This is a genomic window from Cocleimonas sp. KMM 6892 (assembly GCF_035798195.1).
Taxonomy (GTDB): domain Bacteria; phylum Pseudomonadota; class Gammaproteobacteria; order Thiotrichales; family Thiotrichaceae; genus Cocleimonas; species Cocleimonas flava.
The window spans coordinates 432,010-449,924 of sequence record NZ_JAPFBV010000003.1 but is presented as its reverse complement, the minus strand read 5'-3'; the positions used below and the strand labels follow the sequence as shown (position 1 = coordinate 449,924).

Genomic DNA, 17,915 nt, shown 5'->3' with positions numbered 1-17,915 from the left:
ATCACAGTCTTTTTCATCGAATACTGGGGCATGAAATCTCTTCTCCTTTTGGGGCCATTAGGAGAAGAGATCACGCTTTTATCACAAATTTTCTTTTCAATTAATCATTCTAATAAATAGCTTTAAGTGTGAATTTAAAGCCTATAAATAATAATTTCTTTTCTATTAGCTTTAAGAGCTTCATTAAAAAAAGGCCTCAAAGTAGGGGGGTGGCTTTGGAATAATCTACCTATTTTTAAGTTTTCTATAAATTCACTTTTTGTCTATCGCAGACCGTTTCCATCGAAACAAACGTTGAAGTGTGAGACACGAATGGTAATGCCGCAATCTTCTCACCTAAAAGCGTTCGGTATTCCTGAATATCAGTAGTTCTTACTTTTAAAAGATAGTCAAAATTTCCAGCAATCATATTGCATTGTTCAACGGCGACTAGCTCTTTAACAGCAGCATTGAATTTCTTCAAGGATGCCGCAGTCGTATCACTGAGGGTGACGTTAATAAAGGCAACGTGCGTTTCATCTAGCAAATCATAATCAAGCTGAGCCTGATACCCCGTTATGTAACCGGTTTGCTCTAACTTTCTTAATCGCTTCAGTGTAGGGGTTTTACTGAGCCCAATCTGGTTAGCTAGTTCAGCAACACTAATACGTCCATCAACAGCCATAATAGATAGTATTTTTTTGTCGTAGAAGTCTAAAAGACTATCAATGGTTTTTTTCATGGTTAAAAATACTCGTTAAATGTAGTTGTGCTTTCCCATAGATTAGTTTATTGCTCTATATAAGTCTATTGGACTATTTAAAGTATAGTATCTTAGGAATCTGAGATTGTAGATGAACCCAATCACCATTTTCGCCATCTTTAAAACAGGAAACTACTATGAGTAAACTTTCAGATATTCGAGAAACATTACGTGCTGCAACACTCGGTGATGAAGCCGTTGTCGTTAAACAGATGCTAGATGATCTTGATATTGATGAGGCTTTACGCCAATCAACAGTAGATATGGCGGCATCCTGGGTGCGTGATTTGCGTGCATCAGGTGACCCGGGCTTGATGGAAAGTTTCCTTGCAGAATATGGTTTGTCGACACAGGAAGGCGTAGCGTTAATGTGTATGGCAGAAGCGTATTTGCGCGTACCAGACAACAAAACGCTGGACGATCTCATTCAAGATAAAATTGCCCCGCAAAATTTCGGTGATCACCTCGGGCACTCAAGTTCAATGATGGTGAATGCATCGACCTGGGGATTGATGTTAACTGGAAGCGTATTGTCTGATTCAGATCAGCGCGGATTAATGCCGGCACTACAAAAAGTCGTTAAGCGTGCGGGTGAACCGATCATTCGTGTTGCCGTAAAGCGCATGATGAAAATGATGGGTGGACAGTTTGTACTGGGTGAAAGTATCGAGTCTGCTATTGATAACGGTACTGATTACACCAAGAAAGGCTATCGTTACTCGTTCGATATGCTGGGTGAAGCGGCTTACACATTACAAGATGCGGATAAGTATTACCTTGCCTATGCGGATGCGATTACAGAATTAGTAGAACATTGTAATGGTAAGGATGTTCGTTTGAATCCCGGTATCTCAGTCAAGCTTTCTGCGTTATATCCTCGCTACGAAACATTGCACAAAGAAGATGTAATGAAAACGCTTTATCCATCACTAAGATCATTGTGTTTATTGGCTAAAAAAGCAGGTATTGGTCTCAATATCGATGCGGAAGAAGCAGAGCGTCTGGATATCTCTTTGGATATCATCGAAGCATTGCTTGAAGACGGAAGTTTGCAAGGCTGGGAAGGTCTGGGTATTGTCGTTCAAGCTTATGGCTATCGCGCTCCACACGTGCTTGATTGGTTATACGAACTTGCCGAAAAATACGACACTAAATTAATGGTGCGTTTGGTGAAAGGCGCTTATTGGGATCGTGAAGTGAAACGTTCTCAAGAGCTAGGTTTACCGGGGTATCCTGTATATACGCGTAAGAATAATAGTGACCTTTCCTACTGGTATTGCGCGAAGAAATTACTGGGTCAACGCGATAGAATTTTCCCACAGTTTGCAACGCATAATGCGCATACGATTGCTTCAATTATCAAGTTAACTGAACAGGAAGAAGATGCGGCGAGCACCTTCGAATTCCAGCGCCTCCACGGCATGGGCGAATCTTTACACGAGTTGGTTCGCAACAAACACAACTTCGCTTGTAGAATCTATGCGCCGGTTGGTGTTCACCAAGATTTACTCGCTTATCTGGTTAGACGCTTATTAGAAAACGGCGCAAATGCATCGTTTGTTAGTCAGGTGTTGGATAACCAGATTCCACCAAGTGAAGTAACAGCAGACCCTGTCAAAAAAGCTGAAGCATGGTTGGCGCAAGCGGTACCGGGTGTTGCGGAACCTGATTTGTTGTTTATGCCTGAGCGTGTGAATTCAAAAGGGTTTGATTGGCTGGATGTTGCTGATATTCAGAAAATGGAGTCGATGAGAACACCGTTTAAAACAGTGCAGTGGACTGCAGAACCAATGGTTGTAGGTGCCGCTAAATCAACGCACATTAAACACGATGTGTTTAACCCGGCTACAGGCGAAGTGGTTGGCTGGATTACCGATGCAAATGCAGAGCAATTGGATGCCGCTGTTGAAAGCGCGCATAAAGCGCAGCCGGCTTGGCAGCAGTTAGATGTTATCGAGCGTGGTCGAATCCTGAATAAAGCCGCTGATCTATACGAAGAAAATGCAGGTGAGTTTTTCGCTTTATTATCACGAGAAGCGGGTAAATCGATTGTTGATTGTATTGCCGAGTTACGCGAAGCCGTAGACTTCCTTCGTTATTATGCTGCACAAGCCGAACACATCGCGCCTAATAAACAAGCGTGTGGTGTGATGGCGTGTATTTCGCCGTGGAACTTTCCTCTAGCCATTTTTTCTGGGCAACTTAGTGCAGGGCTTGCGGTGGGTAATGCAGTTTTGGTAAAGCCAGCAGAATCAACCTCGTTAATTGCTTATAAAGCTGTGCAACTATTGCACGAAGCGGGTGTGCCTGAAGCGATACTTCAATACTTACCGGGTCAAGGTAGTGTCATCGGTGCTGGTTTGAGTAGTCATCCAGATATTAATGGCATGATCTTCACTGGCTCTACAGCAACGGCAAAACACATTGAACGCAGTATGAGTCAATCGAGCGATGTTCGTGCGCCATTGATTGCTGAAACGGGCGGTTTGAATGCGATGATTGTCGATTCTTCGGCGCTTCCAGAGCAAGCAATTACAGATATCGTCGCTTCTGCATTCCAGTCTGCAGGTCAGCGTTGTTCGGCATTGCGCGTATTGTATTTACAGGAAGACATTGCGGAACACACGTTGGAAATGCTCTACGGTTCAATGGAATTATTGCGCATGGGCAATCCATGGAATTTAAATGTCGATGTGGGGCCTGTGATCGATGAAACGGCTGCCAAAGGCATTACTGATTATATCGAAGAAAACAAAGCTTCGATCTTAAAGCAAACGCCAATGTCGAATGTCGAAAAAGATGTCGCCTCAACTGGATTCTTTGTGCCGCCAACCGTGATCAAAGTAAACGGTATTCAAGACCTTTCTCGTGAAATATTTGGTCCTGTGCTACACGTAGCAACTTTTTCTGCTGATGAGATAGATGAGGTTGTAGACGCTGTAAATAATGCAGGCTTTGGTCTGACATTTGGTTTACACACGCGTATTGACTCTCGTGTTCAGCAGATTGTTGATAACCTCAAAGCCGGAAATATGTATGTGAATCGTAACCAAATCGGTGCGATCGTAGGTTCTCAACCTTTTGGCGGAGAGGGCCTATCGGGCACAGGTCCTAAAGCAGGTGGACCTTTCTACTTGAAAAGACTGGTGCATGAAATCGACACTGCTGAAAACGCTGATCAATCTGAAGCTGCGGAAATTATTGATACGGCTGAGTTGAATAACAGTGTTCAACTATTATTGAAGAGCTCGTTTGAAGAGTTTGGCCATCTATTACCGTTAGATGCTGAAATTTCGCAGGACTACCTAGGATTGATTAATCGTTGTAGACAAGATCTTCATGAGTCGCGTTCGTTACCAGGGCCGACAGGCGAAGACAATCTACTCAGTTTGAACCCGCGTGGTTTAACCATCATAGCGACACCAAATGCCGATGTGGCTTTCCAGCAAGCAATTCAGGCATTGTATTGCGGTAATCCAATATTGGTATGTAATGAAAACTTCAATAAAGCACAACAAGATTGGTTAACGCAGCATCCAAACGTTATTTTAAATGCAAAAGGTATCAGCCCTAAGCAATTGGAAGAAATTTCAGATTTGACTAACTTTGCTTTCACAGCAGCGAATGATGATCAGATTGCAATGGCTCGTGAATACAGGATTGCATTAGCCAATCGTGACGGTGCGATTGTGCGCTTTATCAATGAAGCTGAATCACCTTATCTATATGCGCAAGAGCGTCATCTTTGTATAAACACGACTGCTGCGGGCGGAAATGTTCAGTTGATTGCGAATTCTGAGTAATTCATAACACGATGTAATGTTAATAGTCATCTCAACAAAATTGTGATGACTAACGAGCAACGAAAGCCACCCCCCTACTTATAGGCACTTTTTCTAAAAAAGTGCCTATAAGTAGGGGGGTGGCTTAATAACTAAAGTGTAAAAACTAAATCAGCGCTTTCTCGATTATTGCAATATACCGTTATGTGAACTTATGGGTGGCTGCAAAGTTATTAATTGCCAGGTGTATTTCTTTAGAGCGAAGCCCATCTGCATTTTTTTCCACACGTTCTAAATGTTGCTGCATCATTTTTAGAACTGCACGGCTGCTTTCAGGATTGTCTTCGGCTTCGTGGGCTAATGCACATGCCTCAATGTAGGGAACGTTTGCTCCGCTGGATATGGATTGAATTTCTCCGTCAGTTAAATCACAAAAATCTGAAAAATCAGTAAATCTTAGCATTGTAACCTCCTTTTACGACGACCAGTGTCGACTATGAAATTGCACATCCTAAGTGCGTATTTTGGGGCGTTGCACTAAAAAAGATATGCAGTACGAACAGCAGATACTTATAACTTATTGAATTGATATAACTTTAGTATTTTTAGACAGTTTTATTTTTTGTGGTCTATTTAATAAATGCAAAAAACATACCAATTAGATCAAGTGGGAATGCTTGGTTTAAAGTATTCAACGATTAAAGGCTAGGGATTAGCAACAAGCTCTGTGCAGAAGGCATTAAAAACCCCCAAGATTAGGGGGCTGACTTAATTCAGAATAATGAAACTAATTAACTGTTTTTTAGCAGTTCATCGACATCAGGATCGGCATCCACTTTGCCGCCCACATCAATTTCTTCTGGAGTGGCTTCGCGGATAGAAAGAACTTTGAGTTTGAACACGACATCTCTGCCACAAAGTGGGTTGTTGCCGTCTACCGTTAGCGTTTTATCATCCATGCGCGTCACGATGAAGCTCTTGGCTTCGCCTTTTTCATTTTCCATCGTGATAGTCATGCCAATTTCACGATATTCCTCTGGCACATTTTCGATAAGATCAGTGAACACCAATGATTCGTCTCTGTCGCCATAGAGTTTTTTGGTGTCTATTGGTACTTCGATAACGTCGCCAACCGAATGTCCCGCTAGAATAGACGTTACATCAGAAGATAAAACTGAGTTGGTCCCATGAACATAACCAATAGGGTACTCAATGTGAACCAGAGGCTCTTTAGACTTTGTATCCACTACTTCGTAGTTGAGTTCCACGAGTTTATTTTCTTCAATAATATGTTTCATAGGTTTTTAATCGTACTTTAATAATATGTTTAAGCAGGTTTAAGGGGCTTCTAGCGTATTGGGATCTGGGTTTATTGCTAATCTTGTTACTGTCGCTTAGATTAGAAAATAGAAACACTGAATATACGAATTTCGGCATCTTCATAACCCAGCACCATTCTGCCAAGCCACTCGCCTTCCATTTTTTTATGTCTTTGTTTGAATAGTACCGTGATGTGTTCGCCTCGACGAATCGTTCCTAAAATATCAAATTCAGGGCTTAGGTTTTGTGCCAGATCACTGCGAGCAAATTGCTTTCCAAGCTCCATTTCATTGGCGCTGGGGCGAAGTACTTTGGCAAAGTGTTCGATGAACATCAGGTAGTTTTTGTTATTCGAGTATTTAATCAGGTTTGCCCACCAAGGGCCGGCTATTGCAATTATTTCTTCATCAGTTTTGTCTAGGATGTTCACATTACTCTCCGTAAAAAGGGGACTTATATTAGCGCTATTTTATATAAAGTGGGGTTACTCTAAGATAAAAAAAGACCAAAAGATATTCTTTGTGGCCTCTCTGTGGTTTTACTGTTTTGCTTTCGCAAAAATGCCTTACGTAGGTAAGGCATTTTTGTTTACTGGAAGTTTTCCTAAATTGAATTAAGCAGCTGCTTTCTTCTTTTTAGTTGGCTTCTTTTCGTCTGCTTCATCGATTAGATGATAAAGCGGCGCTTTTTCCAGTGTGTACTCGCCAGTTTCAGGATCACGACGTGAAACAGTTAGTACATGCCAGTTTTTATCATCTAGCTTCATCTTGTCACCACGGTAGTAGTAACCAGGCCAGCGAGTCTCTTCGCGGAAGAGTGTGTGCTGAATAACCGCTTCAGATGTCAGGATACGGTGCTTAAGCTCCCATGCGCGCAGTAGCTCATGGATATCTTTTGCAGCAATTCCGCCGTCCCAATCTTCAGCAAGAAGACCAAGCTTCTTAAGGCCGATGTTGAGTAGATTATCGTTAGTCATATAGCTAACAGTTACGCCACCACAGTACTCATCCATCAACTTTTGTAGACGGTCAAGGCCTTGTCTAGGGTTGATGTAGTGAGGGTTTACCGTACCCGCTGTAATGTGGTTGCGATAAATCTTGTAGGTTTCCAGTGGCTGGTAAATCTGCTCTTTGCGTTTCTCGATTTGAGAATCGTTGATAGAGATACCATCGCCTTTTCCATCATTGATGTACTTAACAGCAGCTTTAGCAGCCAAACGACCTTCAGTGAAAGAACCTGATGAGAATGCGTGAGGCGTTCCACCTACAGCATCACCTGCACCGAATAGGCCTTGTACCGTCGTCATACGGTTATAACCCCAGAAGTACTCATCCGGTGAAATATCTTCAGGACCTGAGCACCATGCGCCACAACCCGTTGCGTGAGAACCCATTACATAAGGCTCAGACGTTGTTAGCTCTGGGTTTTCGTATTTAGGATCAACATCAGTTGCCGCCCAAAGAACCGCTTGACCAACCGTCATACCGAGGAAGTTATGCCAGCCGATTTCTTCTAAATGCGGATCCTGGAATGCTTCTGTTGTAACCATGTAAATCGGGCCACGACCTGCATTAACTTCATTAATGAATGCGTGGTTACGTAAACAGGTTGGTATTGGCTTATGAGATAAATGCTGTCCTTCAGTATCCAGATATTCTTTACCAACCATCTTGGATAGTGCAGGGAACCACTTTGATTCATATTCTTCGCCGTTACCGTTTTGCGTATACGTCTTAAGGTGCAAGAAGTAAGCGCCAACCGGACCGTAGCCATCTTTAAAACGAGCCAGAACGATTTTGTTTTCCATCTGCGTCATCTTTGCGCCAGCTTCGATCAATAGACCGTAAGCAGAACCTGATGACCATGGTGCGTACCATACACGACCAGCGCCTTCACCTACTGAACGAGGCTTGTAGATATTTGACGCACCACCCGCACCAACGATAACTGTTTTAGATTTGAATACGTGGTAGTTACCAGTACGAACGTTAAAACCAACAGCGCCACCAACACGGTTTTCAGTGTTGTCATCCATAAGTAGATGAGTCACACAGACACGGTTGTAAACTTTGTCAGCTGATTTCTTTGCCGCTTCAGCAACGATTGGCTTGTATGACTCACCGTGAATCATAATCTGCCAACGACCTTCACGCTGATAGGTACCAGACTTTTCGTTACGCATAATGGGTAGGCCCCATTCTTCGAACTGATGAACAGCCGAGTCAACGTGGCGCGCCATATCAAATAGCAAGTCTTCACGAACCATACCCATTAAATCCATACGTGCATAGCGCACGTGATCTTCCGGGTTGTTCTCGCCAAAACGCGTTCCCATGTAACAGTTAATCGCGTAAAGACCCTGTGCTACAGCACCAGAACGGTCAATATTTGCTTTTTCAGCAATAATAATTTTTTTGTCCTTGCCCCAGTATCTCGCTTCAAAAGCAGCACCTGTGCCACCTAAACCAGCACCTACAACAAGAACATCAATATTGTCTTCAACAATTGTTTTATACGAAGCCATTAGTAATACACTCCTTCTTTCATAACCAATTTATTGGTGTTTAGGTCGTGTAATCCACCTTCATCAAAGCGAACATACTTAGGTTCTTTATATAGCAATTCACTATTACGCATGCTGTCTTCAGGAGCTGGTACCGCTCTAAGGTCGTCATATCCAGAGCCCCAGGGCTTGGTTGTAATTGGCGCAATAAGATCCCAGTCTTTTTGACCGTTACGGAAGATGATTCTCCAGGCAATAACACCTTTCTCTTCGTCACGACGTACGCGCACAGAACTTCCTAGCGGGGTAAAGTCTGCATAGCCACGAACATCAATTGCATTATGTGGACAAGCTTTTACACAGGAGTAACACTCCCAACACATATCAGGCTCTATGTTGTAAGCACGTCTAATATCTGTGTCGATATGCATGATATCTGATGGACAAATATCAACACACTCACCACAACCATCACAGCGGGTCATATGTACATAAGTTGGCATAATAAATCCTCTTTAAATTGTTATTAACTAATTAATTATTGAACGTTATAGAACGATTAATGAATCAGTATTAATAGTGACGAGCAGGTTCGCGTCTGATTCCAGCACCCATATTAGGTGGGTTTTTACCCATATATGTTGGGATATCAGGGAATTTCTCGTGAACAGCAGGATCAGAAAGGTCAGGCATATCCGGTAAACCTTCACGGCTTCCATCAGCCCAAACTTGTTTCTTTTGATAAGCAGCAGCTGGCTTGAAGAACATGTGTGCGAATTTAGACCAGATTACACCAGCGAATAAAATCGTTGTCGCAAGAATGAATAATACAAAGAAAATACCAAGACCATTAGTGATAGACCAAAGTAGTGCGAAAGTACTCATCGCAAGCAATGACAGGATGAACATATCAGCTCTTGGTGCAATTTTATTCCATGGTTTGCCTTCAGCAGCAACATCAACACGAATAGCAAACCAGAACCAGTAACCGCCGGCTGCTAAACTAAGTGCGCCAAGGTGCCACAGTAATGGCCAGATTGCCGGAGTGTCATTACCTGCATCTGCATAGCCAAAAATCATGATTGCCGTAGTTGCAACAAAAACAATGAAGCCGTACATCGACATCAAATGTGAAAGTCTACGTTTTTGATTAGAGAATTCTGAAGAAGTAAGCACTTCATTTTTAATTGTTTTTACTAGAAGTTCACGTCTTTCTGCTTTATCTAATTGGCGTGTTGCTTTCTTTTTTGCTCTCTCCGCATTTTCAAAAAAGTACTTTGCGCTTTTCTTATGCCAAACATCAAATAAAGTCCCACCGATAACAAAAAGAATCATCAGAATGACGTAACCTTGCATAAGGCCGGGGGTAAATATTTCAGGGGATTCCGCATTCAACTGTGCGAATGGATTGGTCGTTATAAACATTATTCTAGCTCCTAAAGAACAGTAGTTAATTCAACGCATTGATAAAAATCAATGGCGTATTGTAGCAAAATAGAGGCCTTCACAGTTGACTTTATAGGAGAATCCTTATGTGTATTTTATCTACCTGCATAAATAATTCTAATCAACTATTGCAAACGATTGAAAATTCAATTGAATTCTTGTTCAATAGCTGTGAAATTTTGAATGTTAAATATAGATTTTTAACCAAAAATTAATATGTTTTGATGAATTAAGAGGTCAAATATAAGCAAAACGACTTTCTTGGTGTATCGTGAAAAGAATGGGCGCGATGTGTTTGATTTCAAAAAAAAGCGCCTATAAGTAGGGGGGTGGCTTACTAAAAAATTAAAGGTAATTAATAGCTTAAGTATCTATAGGGGCAGTTTTATTATTGTGGTTTCTTACGGCTTTCTTTTAATTCATATATTTCATTCATGCGTGCAAATTCAATAACTGCCATAGATCCTAGCGTTTTGGCATATGAAAGGTTATGACTAAGACCTAGATAACGCCAGCTCTCTCTATATATTCAGTTTTGATAGGGTTAGCCTGACTTTTAAGCAAGAGCTCTTATTCGTTTTATAGTTTGGTATTACGCAACCTAAGTGCATTCCCTATCACCGAAACCGAACTAAAGCTCATCGCGGCAGCAGCGATCATTGGTGATAACAGTAAACCAAAGAAAGGGTAGAGTATTCCAGCGGCAATTGGTACGCCAAGTGAGTTATAAATAAAAGCAAAGAACAGATTTTGACGAATGTTTTTCATGACTGCACGACTCAAGTGTCTGGCGCGAACTATGCCTTGCAAATCACCTTTTACCAAAGTTACACCAGCACTTTCCATGGCAACATCTGTTCCTGTTCCCATGGCAATACCGACATGGGCCTGAGCCAGCGCGGGAGCATCATTGATGCCATCACCAGCCATAGCGACGATATGGCCAGCTGCTTGTAGTTCTTTAACAACTTGTGCTTTTTGTTCTGGTAATACATCCGCTTCTACTCGATCGATACCTAATTTCCTTGCAACAGCTTCAGCTGTCTTTTGGTTATCACCAGTTAGCATCACAATCGCAAGGCCTTCTTTGTGCAACGCATCAATTGCATCAGCTGTTGTTTCCTTGATTTGGTCAGCAACACTAATCAAACCAGCGGCTTCTGTATCAATAATAATATACATAACCGTCTCACCATCTTTTCGCAATTGGTCTGCATGTTCGGAAAATTTGCCAGTATCTATATCAAGCTCCTCACACAATTTTTGATTGCCGATAGCGACTAGCTGTTTATTAATTATTCCTTTAACGCCACGTCCGGTTAACGACTCAAAATCACTCACTTTATCCAGTGCCAGTCCTTTTTCTTTTGCGGCTACGACTATAGCTTCAGCCAATGGATGCTCGCTGGCCTGTTCCAGACTAGCGATAGCACCTAATAAAGAGGCTTCATTATGATTGTCTTGTGGGTAAATCCCAGATAAGCGTGGTTTTCCCTCTGTCAGAGTTCCCGTTTTATCTACCACCAAAGTATCGACTTTCTCAAGAATTTCTAAAGATTCAGCATTTTTGATCAATACACCAGCGGATGCCCCTTTTCCTGTACCCACCATGATTGACATGGGGGTCGCCAAGCCTAAGGCACAAGGACAAGCAATAATTAAAACTGCAACGGCATTAATAACCGCATAAGCCAATGCAGGTGTTGGGCCAAATAGCCACCAGACAATAAAAGTGATTATCGCCGCCCCAACTACAGCTGGTACAAAGTAACCAGCAACAGTGTCAGCAAGTTTTTGAATAGGAGCACGTGAGCGTTGTGCTTCTGAAACCATTTTGACAATTTGTGAAAGCAATGTATCTGCACCAACCTTTTCTGCTATGACTAAAATACTGCCTGTGCCGTTGACCGTTGCACCAATTACGCTATCACCTATTTGTTTAGCTACAGGAATTGGCTCGCCAGTGATCATTGATTCATCAACATTACTTTCACCTTCGGTGACACTCCCATCGACCGGGATTTTTTCTCCGGGTCGTACTCGTAGAATATCTCCTGTCTGTACATTTTCCAGCGGAACGTCTTCTTCTTGTCCATCACTATTGATACGACGCACCGTTTTAGGAGCTAGTTCCAATAAGGCTTTGATAGCCGCATTGGTACTACTACGCGCTCTGAGTTCTAGCACTTGACCCATCAGTACTAACACGGTAATTACCGCAGCTGCCTCAAAATAGACAGGGACCGTTCCATCTGCATGCTGCATCGTTAGTGGAAAAATACCTGGAAATAATAATGCAATAACACTGTAACCCCAGGCGACAGAAACGCCCATACCTATCAGTGTAAACATATTTAGATTCCATGTTTTAACTGACTGCCATGCGCGAACAAAGAACGGCCATCCAGCCCATAAAACTATAGGTGTAGCTAAAATAAATTCTAGCCATTGCACCAATTTCATCGGTAAACTTTGAGGTAACCACTGTGGAGCCATATCTGCAACCATTGCCAGTACAAATACGATAAAAGCTGGAACCATGCTGTAGCGAAAACGACGAGTCATATCTTCGAGTTCTTCATTCTTTTCTTCTACAGTAATTGTCATTGGCTCTAAAGCCATCCCACATTTTGGACATGAGCCAGGATGGTCCTGAATGATTTCAGGATGCATGGGACAGGTATATTGTGTTTTGGTAGCCGCCAGAGAAATCGTTTCAGGCTCCAGACCCATGCCACATTTGGGGCAACTTCCCATACCTTTTTGACGAATTTCGGGATGCATCGGACAAGTATAAATACTTGAATTATCGTTATCTTTTACAGGCTCAGGTGATCTCTCTTGGAGATAATGCTCTGGGTCGCCCTTGAATTTGATTAAACAGTGTTCACTGCAAAAAAAGTAATCTTTATGTGCATGCTGATGATGATGTTTACTGTTCTCAGTGACATCCATTCCACAAACTGGATCTTTTAGATTTTCAGAGTTTTGTGATTGCATACGAATCTCCCGTAAATTAAGTCACTATGATAGTTTCTGATGCTTCTTTTCTGTTTCTGTATCGGGCGAAACAAAAGACTCGATAAGGTGACAAACAGAAAGACCCTCTGATTTAGAATCAGGCATGTCAGACCACTGTTCGAGTGCTGCTTCCATACGATCCTGTAACTCAAGAAGCTCTTCCAAGTGATGTCTATTTTCTACTATTCGGTGTTGTAATAACTCTCTAACTCTTGGGCAAGGAGACTTACCTTCATCCCTATCATGCATAATTTCTTGTATTTCATGCAGGGAAAAACCTAGTGCTTTTGCCTGACGAATAAATCGCAACCAACTTACTTCACTGGATTTGTACTGTCGATATCCATTTTCTGGATTACGGGTTGGTGAAAGCAAGCCCATACGAGTGTAATAACGAACAGCATCTGGAGTTACTCCGCTTAGCTTTGCTAATACTGCTACTGTCATCATGATTTCTCCCTCTGTTTTAAAATTTAGCTACTCCAACAAGTTGTTAGGTTTAATCTCATCTTAAAAATTCTAATCTAGCTTAAACACTCAAATCTTTTCTTTTTTGTTCGAACTCTTCTTTATCAATTTCTCCTTTTGCATAACGATCTTTAACAATATCGAGTGCAGTTTTCTGATTGTTGGATGTGTTTTTTCCATTAGATGACATTACTTTTGCGCCCCAGAAAATGGCGACAATTAGCGCTATCCAGAATATCCACATAAATCCACCTCCGAACCAATGTTGTCCACCATACATAATATTATCTCACCTCTTTTAATTGCATCTCGGAATATGATAAATCTTAAATCTGTGTTTAACACACAGGTCAAGGACTAATTATTTGTTATCTCTAACTCCTGTTTTACATGTTCAAGTCTACTTTTAACTTCCTTGGCTAATTGTCTTATATCATCCCGATTGACCAGAGTTAAAACTGCTTCTGGGTCCATAAAAGCTACGGTAATCGATGCATCTTCCTCTTCGCGCACAACTACATTGCAGGGAAGTAATAAACCAATATCGGGTTCTGCTGCTAAAGCTTGATGCGCGAGTGAAGGATTACATGCTCCTAAAATTTTGTATGGGCGTTGGTCAATATCAAGCTTGTCTTTTAACGTGGCTCGTACATCGATTTCCGTAAGTACACCAAAGCCTTCTACTTTGAGTGCATCTATAACTTGTTGCTCTACGTTGCTCATATTTCCTTTCAAATTTGTTGAAAAGCTATACATAATTGTCTCCATAATAAAAAAAACTACTTAGGTTAAATTCCATTGTTTCGTGCATTACTCTGTTTACCTATTAACTTAACTCAAGTGTAGTGCCTATGTGTTACACACAGGTCAATGCATCATTTAAATATTAAGGGTTCCTTTTCTTCCAGGCTGAATAAATATCATCAGACCAAAAACTCATAACATGGGCTAACACGGCTTCTTTCTCATTTTCACTTAATTTATCTTTGAAGGCAGGCATGGTTCCACCTAAAGGTACTCCTCCATAATTGATTGTTCTTAACAGCGTTTCCGTGGAGTGGTGCCATGTATGGGCAGTCCCATTTAGGGGTGGTGCAGGATAAGTGTCATTTGCCATTGGTTTACGCCAATCCTCGGCCAATCCCTGGCCTTCATTACCGTGGCAAGTTGCACAGTTATCCTTGAAAACTTGTTTACCATGTAATGACTGTGCTGTTGTATACCAGCGACCCTCTACTTTTTTACTGCTTTTGCTGCCGGTTTGTTTATCATTGTCACAAGCGGCTAAAAATAAGCTAAGGGCTAATGAAATAAATAGAATTAGCTTCATTTTTCTACTCCTATTAATGATTGTTATAAATAGTAGGTTTTGCACCTTTTTTAATTGCCAGTACGTTGTAGTTATCTTTTCGAGGACCTTCCATACCGGGTGATCCCATTGGCATTCCAGGAACAGCTAAACCATGGATATCAGGCTTTTCAGCTAACATTTTTTTGATATCTTCAGCGGGTACGTGACCCTCAACGACATAGTTTCCAATTTTAGCGGTATGGCAGGATTGGAATTGCGGTTCAATTCCGAGTTCTCGCTTTATAGAATCAAGGTTATTACGGTTTTTGGCTTCTACAACAAAACCATTACTCTCTAGATGTTTGACCCATTTGCTGCAACAACCACAAGTGGGGCTTTTATAAACCGTTACAACAGGTAAAGCAGTATCTGCATTAATTTGACTTGGGCTAAATAAAACAATAACCGCTGTAATCGAAAGTAAGCTAATGGATAAAATCCCACCTAATATTTTATTTTTAAATATGTTTTTCATCATTGTTTTCCTGTTAAATGGATTAGCTCAGTAGTCCCTGAGCTAATCTAGTGCGATTAGGATTAGAACCAAGCTTTTATGCCCAAAACTAATTGTGTGTCAGAGATATTTTCACCTTCATCCCTCGCAAAATCAGCTGTCTGACCAAATTTGCTCGTATATTCGACACCAATATACGGTGCAAATTGACGCGTGAATTCGTAACGGAGACGTAACCCTAAACTACCATCCGATAAGCCTGAGCCAATCCCAAGTTCTGGATCATCTTTACCGTATAGGTTTAACTCTATCTCAGGTGATAACACGAGTTTTTGGGTTAGCATTAATTCGTATTCACTCTGGATACGAAGAGCAGTTCGCCCTTTATCACCCACAAACAATGCAACATCAGTCTCGAAGTAATAAGGAGCTAGTCCTTTAAAGCCCGCAACCACCCATTCACGGCTTTCTGGTTGAAAATCTTTACGTAAACCAACCTGAAGATCCCAATATGGGTCTATGGCACGACTATAAAGTGCTTGCAATTCAAACTCCTCTGTTTCGCCGTTAACGCGTTCGCCTTCGGTTTTAAACCAGAGTTTATTCACATCCTTACCAACCCATGCCTCAGCCTCCCAAGTTACTGGGTTGCTCCCCTCGGCATCATGAACCTCCAATAGTTCTAAGTTAAATTTAGTTAGAATTGGATCATCTTCCATTTTGTGAACTTCATAGGGAAAGGGAACGTCCTTATCCATTGCACCATCACTAACTGGAATTGCAGGCATGACCATCTTCGAATGGTCCATTTTAGAGTGATCCATTTTCTGAGCCGGCATAGCCATCTTCGAATGGTCCATTTTGGAATGATCCATTCTCATAGCAGGCATAGCCATCTTCGAATGGTTCATCTTAGAGTGATCTATTTTACCCGTATTCTTAGGCATTGCAGCTTGAACCTTACAGGCATCCATTTGCGCATGCATAGGATCTGAACAATCCATAGCGGCCAGAGTCATAGGTGAGATCAGCAAACCTAATGCTAGTGTAGTTATTTTTGTTTTCATGATTTTCTCCTTAAGCCACAATGACACGACGGAACATGCCTTTCATGTGATACAACATATGGCAGTGATAAGCCCATTGTCCTTTGGCATCTGCTGTTACCAGATAAGAAATTTTGGCACCGGGCTGATTAACGATGGTATGTTTGCGTGGTAAATAATTATCATCACCACTTTCTAGTTCACTCCACATGCCATGTAAATGCACAGGGTGGTTCATCATGGTATCGTTGATAAGGGTAAATCGTACTCTCTCTCCGAATTTTAAGCCGATAGGCTTTGCATCGTTATGCTTTACACCGTTAATGGACCACATATAGCGGCTCATATTGCCGGTCATATGCAACTCAATCTCACGATTGGGTGGGCGCTTATCATTAGTTGGGTAAAGGTTACGAAGATCTGCATAAGTCAGGACTCGGCGACCATTATTTCGCAAGCCTACACCTGGATCGTTTAATCGAACCTGCGGCCCGGTTGGCATCATGTCAACCTGTGGACCTCGTGCAACTTTTACACTTGGTTTAGCTGTCTCCATGCTACCCATATCATGCCCCATGGCACTGTGATCCATACCTGCCATGGCAGGGTCACTCATATCCATACCGCCCATGTCCATTCCCATATCTGTGTGAGTCAATAATGGTGCTTTATCCAATGCAGGGGCTTTGGCTTTTTGTCCATTGCTTGTCAGACTGCCAAATGCATAACCAGAACGGTCAATCGTTTGTGCGAATATTGCGTGAGCTCCGTGCGCAGGTTGAACGATTACGTCATAGGTTTCTGCCACACCAATACGGAATTCATCTATGCCTTTTACGGACTTGATATATTGCCCATCACTTGCAACCACTTCCATTTTTACACCCGGAATACGAATGTCAAAAAATGTCATTGCAGAACCATTAATAAAGCGAAGCCTAACTCTTTCTCCCGGCTTAAATGTACCGGTCCAGCCTTCGTTTGGTGTTTTACCGTTGGCAAGAAAGGTATATGTCATACCAGTGACATCAGATAAATCGCGGTCACTCATGCGCATCTGATTCCACATATCTCTGCTTTTTTTCGCTTTGGTAAAGCCCATTTCACGAACTTCTTTGGTGAAATCAGACAGAGTGCGTTCACGCGTATTGTAGTAATGGCTCATTTTCTTAAGCTTGGCGTAAACCGTATTCGGGTTTTCATCAGTCCAGTCTGATAGCAGCACCACATAATCACGGTCAAACTTTACAACATCAGTATTTCTAGGCTCGATGACTATAGAGCCATACATTCCTGTCTGCTCTTGAAATCCAGAATGGCTGTGATACCAGAATGTTCCGTTTTGGATGGCTTTAAATTTGTAGACATAGGTTTCGCCCGGCTTGATACCCGCATAACTCAATCCCGGAACGCCGTCCATATTCGATGGAAGAATCAGTCCGTGCCAGTGAATCGAAGAAGTTACTGACATTTTATTTGTTACACGAATAGTTATGTCATCGCCTTCTCGCATACGCAATGTTGGCGCCGGTATTGATCCATTGATAGCTGTAGCTACCTTTAGTTGTCCGGTAAAATTGACCATTACCTCATCAATGGTCATATCAAAGACAGGCCCATCCAGAATTTTGACCTCTTTCATCGCTGGCTTTGCAGCCAACACACTTGGCGATATCAAGCCGAGACTTGCTAACATGCCGCCAGTGGTCAAACCCTGTACGAATCGTCGACGTTTAGCGTCGAAGCCGTTATTTATTTTGGTATTCATTACATAAATCCTGT

The 17,915-nt window shown here is 41.9% G+C and carries 16 protein-coding genes; 1 reads left to right on the top strand and 15 read right to left on the bottom strand.

Translation table 11 applies throughout. The annotated features are described in order from the left end of the window. Positions 1-244: 244 nt before the first annotated feature. Positions 245-721, bottom strand: a complete 477-nt coding sequence (locus tag OO007_RS11020) for an Lrp/AsnC ligand binding domain-containing protein (RefSeq protein ID WP_325808834.1) — start codon at positions 719-721, stop codon at positions 245-247. Positions 722-879: 158 nt separating this feature from the next. Between OO007_RS11020 and putA the strand changes: the two genes are divergently transcribed. Further along, positions 880-4,545, top strand: coding sequence for a bifunctional proline dehydrogenase/L-glutamate gamma-semialdehyde dehydrogenase PutA (gene putA, locus OO007_RS11015; RefSeq protein ID WP_325808833.1), 3,666 nt, complete (start codon positions 880-882; stop codon positions 4,543-4,545). A 181-nt stretch (positions 4,546-4,726) separates the two neighbouring features. Here putA and OO007_RS11010 read toward each other — a convergent pair whose 3' ends face one another. The 14 genes from OO007_RS11010 to OO007_RS10945 form a co-directional block, all read right to left on the bottom strand. Beyond that, a complete protein-coding gene (locus tag OO007_RS11010; protein WP_131907656.1) occupies positions 4,727-4,987 on the bottom strand; it encodes a hypothetical protein in 261 nt (86 codons plus the stop codon). Positions 4,988-5,315: 328 nt separating this feature from the next. After that, a complete protein-coding gene (locus OO007_RS11005) occupies positions 5,316-5,822 on the bottom strand; it encodes an FKBP-type peptidyl-prolyl cis-trans isomerase (protein WP_131907655.1) in 507 nt (168 codons plus the stop codon). Between the two features lie 101 nt (positions 5,823-5,923). Then, a complete protein-coding gene (locus OO007_RS11000) occupies positions 5,924-6,274 on the bottom strand; it encodes a hypothetical protein (RefSeq protein WP_325808832.1) in 351 nt (116 codons plus the stop codon). Between the two features lie 183 nt (positions 6,275-6,457). Then, positions 6,458-8,368 carry an adenylyl-sulfate reductase subunit alpha gene (gene aprA, locus OO007_RS10995; protein ID WP_131907653.1) on the bottom strand — a complete coding sequence of 637 codons (1,911 nt, stop codon included), beginning with the start codon at positions 8,366-8,368 and terminating at the stop codon, positions 6,458-6,460. Next, complete coding sequence (aprB, locus tag OO007_RS10990) at positions 8,368-8,850, bottom strand: adenylyl-sulfate reductase subunit beta (RefSeq protein WP_131907652.1); 483 nt, start codon at positions 8,848-8,850, stop codon at positions 8,368-8,370. The genes aprA and aprB overlap by 1 nt, the downstream gene beginning before the upstream one ends. Positions 8,851-8,920: 70 nt before the next feature. Beyond that, entirely contained in the window at positions 8,921-9,772 is an 852-nt protein-coding gene (locus OO007_RS10985; RefSeq protein ID WP_325808831.1) for a hypothetical protein, read from the bottom strand. Positions 9,773-10,372: 600 nt separating this feature from the next. Continuing rightward, the gene (locus tag OO007_RS10980; RefSeq protein ID WP_325808830.1) at positions 10,373-12,793 is read right to left on the bottom strand and encodes a heavy metal translocating P-type ATPase; all 2,421 of its coding nucleotides are present in this window, start codon (positions 12,791-12,793) and stop codon (positions 10,373-10,375) included. Between the two features lie 24 nt (positions 12,794-12,817). Then, a complete protein-coding gene (locus tag OO007_RS10975) occupies positions 12,818-13,264 on the bottom strand; it encodes a MerR family transcriptional regulator (RefSeq protein WP_299874279.1) in 447 nt (148 codons plus the stop codon). 79 nt (positions 13,265-13,343) lie between these two features. After that, on the bottom strand, positions 13,344-13,562 hold the full coding sequence (locus OO007_RS10970; RefSeq protein WP_299874276.1) for an SHOCT domain-containing protein: 219 nt from the start codon (positions 13,560-13,562) through the stop codon (positions 13,344-13,346). Positions 13,563-13,639: 77 nt separating this feature from the next. Continuing rightward, complete coding sequence (locus tag OO007_RS10965) at positions 13,640-14,005, bottom strand: DUF302 domain-containing protein (protein WP_325808829.1); 366 nt, start codon at positions 14,003-14,005, stop codon at positions 13,640-13,642. Positions 14,006-14,168: 163 nt separating this feature from the next. Beyond that, entirely contained in the window at positions 14,169-14,612 is a 444-nt protein-coding gene (locus OO007_RS10960) for a cytochrome c (RefSeq protein ID WP_325808828.1), read from the bottom strand. A gap of 13 nt (positions 14,613-14,625) precedes the next feature. Further along, positions 14,626-15,111 carry a DUF411 domain-containing protein gene (locus OO007_RS10955; RefSeq protein WP_325808827.1) on the bottom strand — a complete coding sequence of 162 codons (486 nt, stop codon included), beginning with the start codon at positions 15,109-15,111 and terminating at the stop codon, positions 14,626-14,628. A 59-nt stretch (positions 15,112-15,170) separates the two neighbouring features. Beyond that, positions 15,171-16,154, bottom strand: a complete 984-nt coding sequence (locus OO007_RS10950; RefSeq protein ID WP_325808826.1) for a copper resistance protein B — start codon at positions 16,152-16,154, stop codon at positions 15,171-15,173. A gap of 10 nt (positions 16,155-16,164) precedes the next feature. Next, positions 16,165-17,901 (bottom strand): copper resistance system multicopper oxidase, encoded by a 1,737-nt coding sequence (locus tag OO007_RS10945; RefSeq protein WP_325808825.1) that lies wholly within the window; start codon positions 17,899-17,901, stop codon positions 16,165-16,167. Positions 17,902-17,915 lie beyond the last annotated feature (14 nt).

Excerpts from the sequence above, each read along its gene's own strand:
- OO007_RS11020 (WP_325808834.1), bottom strand. The coding sequence starts at position 721 with ATGAAAAAAACCATTGATAGTCTTTTAGACTTCTACGACAAAAAAATA.
- putA (WP_325808833.1), top strand. The coding sequence starts at position 880 with ATGAGTAAACTTTCAGATATTCGAGAAACATTACGTGCTGCAACACTC.
- OO007_RS11010 (WP_131907656.1), bottom strand. The coding sequence starts at position 4,987 with ATGCTAAGATTTACTGATTTTTCAGATTTTTGTGATTTAACTGACGGA.
- OO007_RS11005 (WP_131907655.1), bottom strand. The coding sequence starts at position 5,822 with ATGAAACATATTATTGAAGAAAATAAACTCGTGGAACTCAACTACGAA.
- aprA (WP_131907653.1), bottom strand. The coding sequence starts at position 8,368 with ATGGCTTCGTATAAAACAATTGTTGAAGACAATATTGATGTTCTTGTT.
- aprB (WP_131907652.1), bottom strand. The coding sequence starts at position 8,850 with ATGCCAACTTATGTACATATGACCCGCTGTGATGGTTGTGGTGAGTGT.
- OO007_RS10985 (WP_325808831.1), bottom strand. The coding sequence starts at position 9,772 with ATGTTTATAACGACCAATCCATTCGCACAGTTGAATGCGGAATCCCCT.
- OO007_RS10980 (WP_325808830.1), bottom strand. The coding sequence starts at position 12,793 with ATGCAATCACAAAACTCTGAAAATCTAAAAGATCCAGTTTGTGGAATG.
- OO007_RS10975 (WP_299874279.1), bottom strand. The coding sequence starts at position 13,264 with ATGATGACAGTAGCAGTATTAGCAAAGCTAAGCGGAGTAACTCCAGAT.
- OO007_RS10970 (WP_299874276.1), bottom strand. The coding sequence starts at position 13,562 with ATGTATGGTGGACAACATTGGTTCGGAGGTGGATTTATGTGGATATTC.
- OO007_RS10965 (WP_325808829.1), bottom strand. The coding sequence starts at position 14,005 with ATGAGCAACGTAGAGCAACAAGTTATAGATGCACTCAAAGTAGAAGGC.
- OO007_RS10960 (WP_325808828.1), bottom strand. The coding sequence starts at position 14,612 with ATGAAGCTAATTCTATTTATTTCATTAGCCCTTAGCTTATTTTTAGCC.
- OO007_RS10955 (WP_325808827.1), bottom strand. The coding sequence starts at position 15,111 with ATGATGAAAAACATATTTAAAAATAAAATATTAGGTGGGATTTTATCC.
- OO007_RS10950 (WP_325808826.1), bottom strand. The coding sequence starts at position 16,154 with ATGAAAACAAAAATAACTACACTAGCATTAGGTTTGCTGATCTCACCT.
- OO007_RS10945 (WP_325808825.1), bottom strand. The coding sequence starts at position 17,901 with ATGAATACCAAAATAAATAACGGCTTCGACGCTAAACGTCGACGATTC.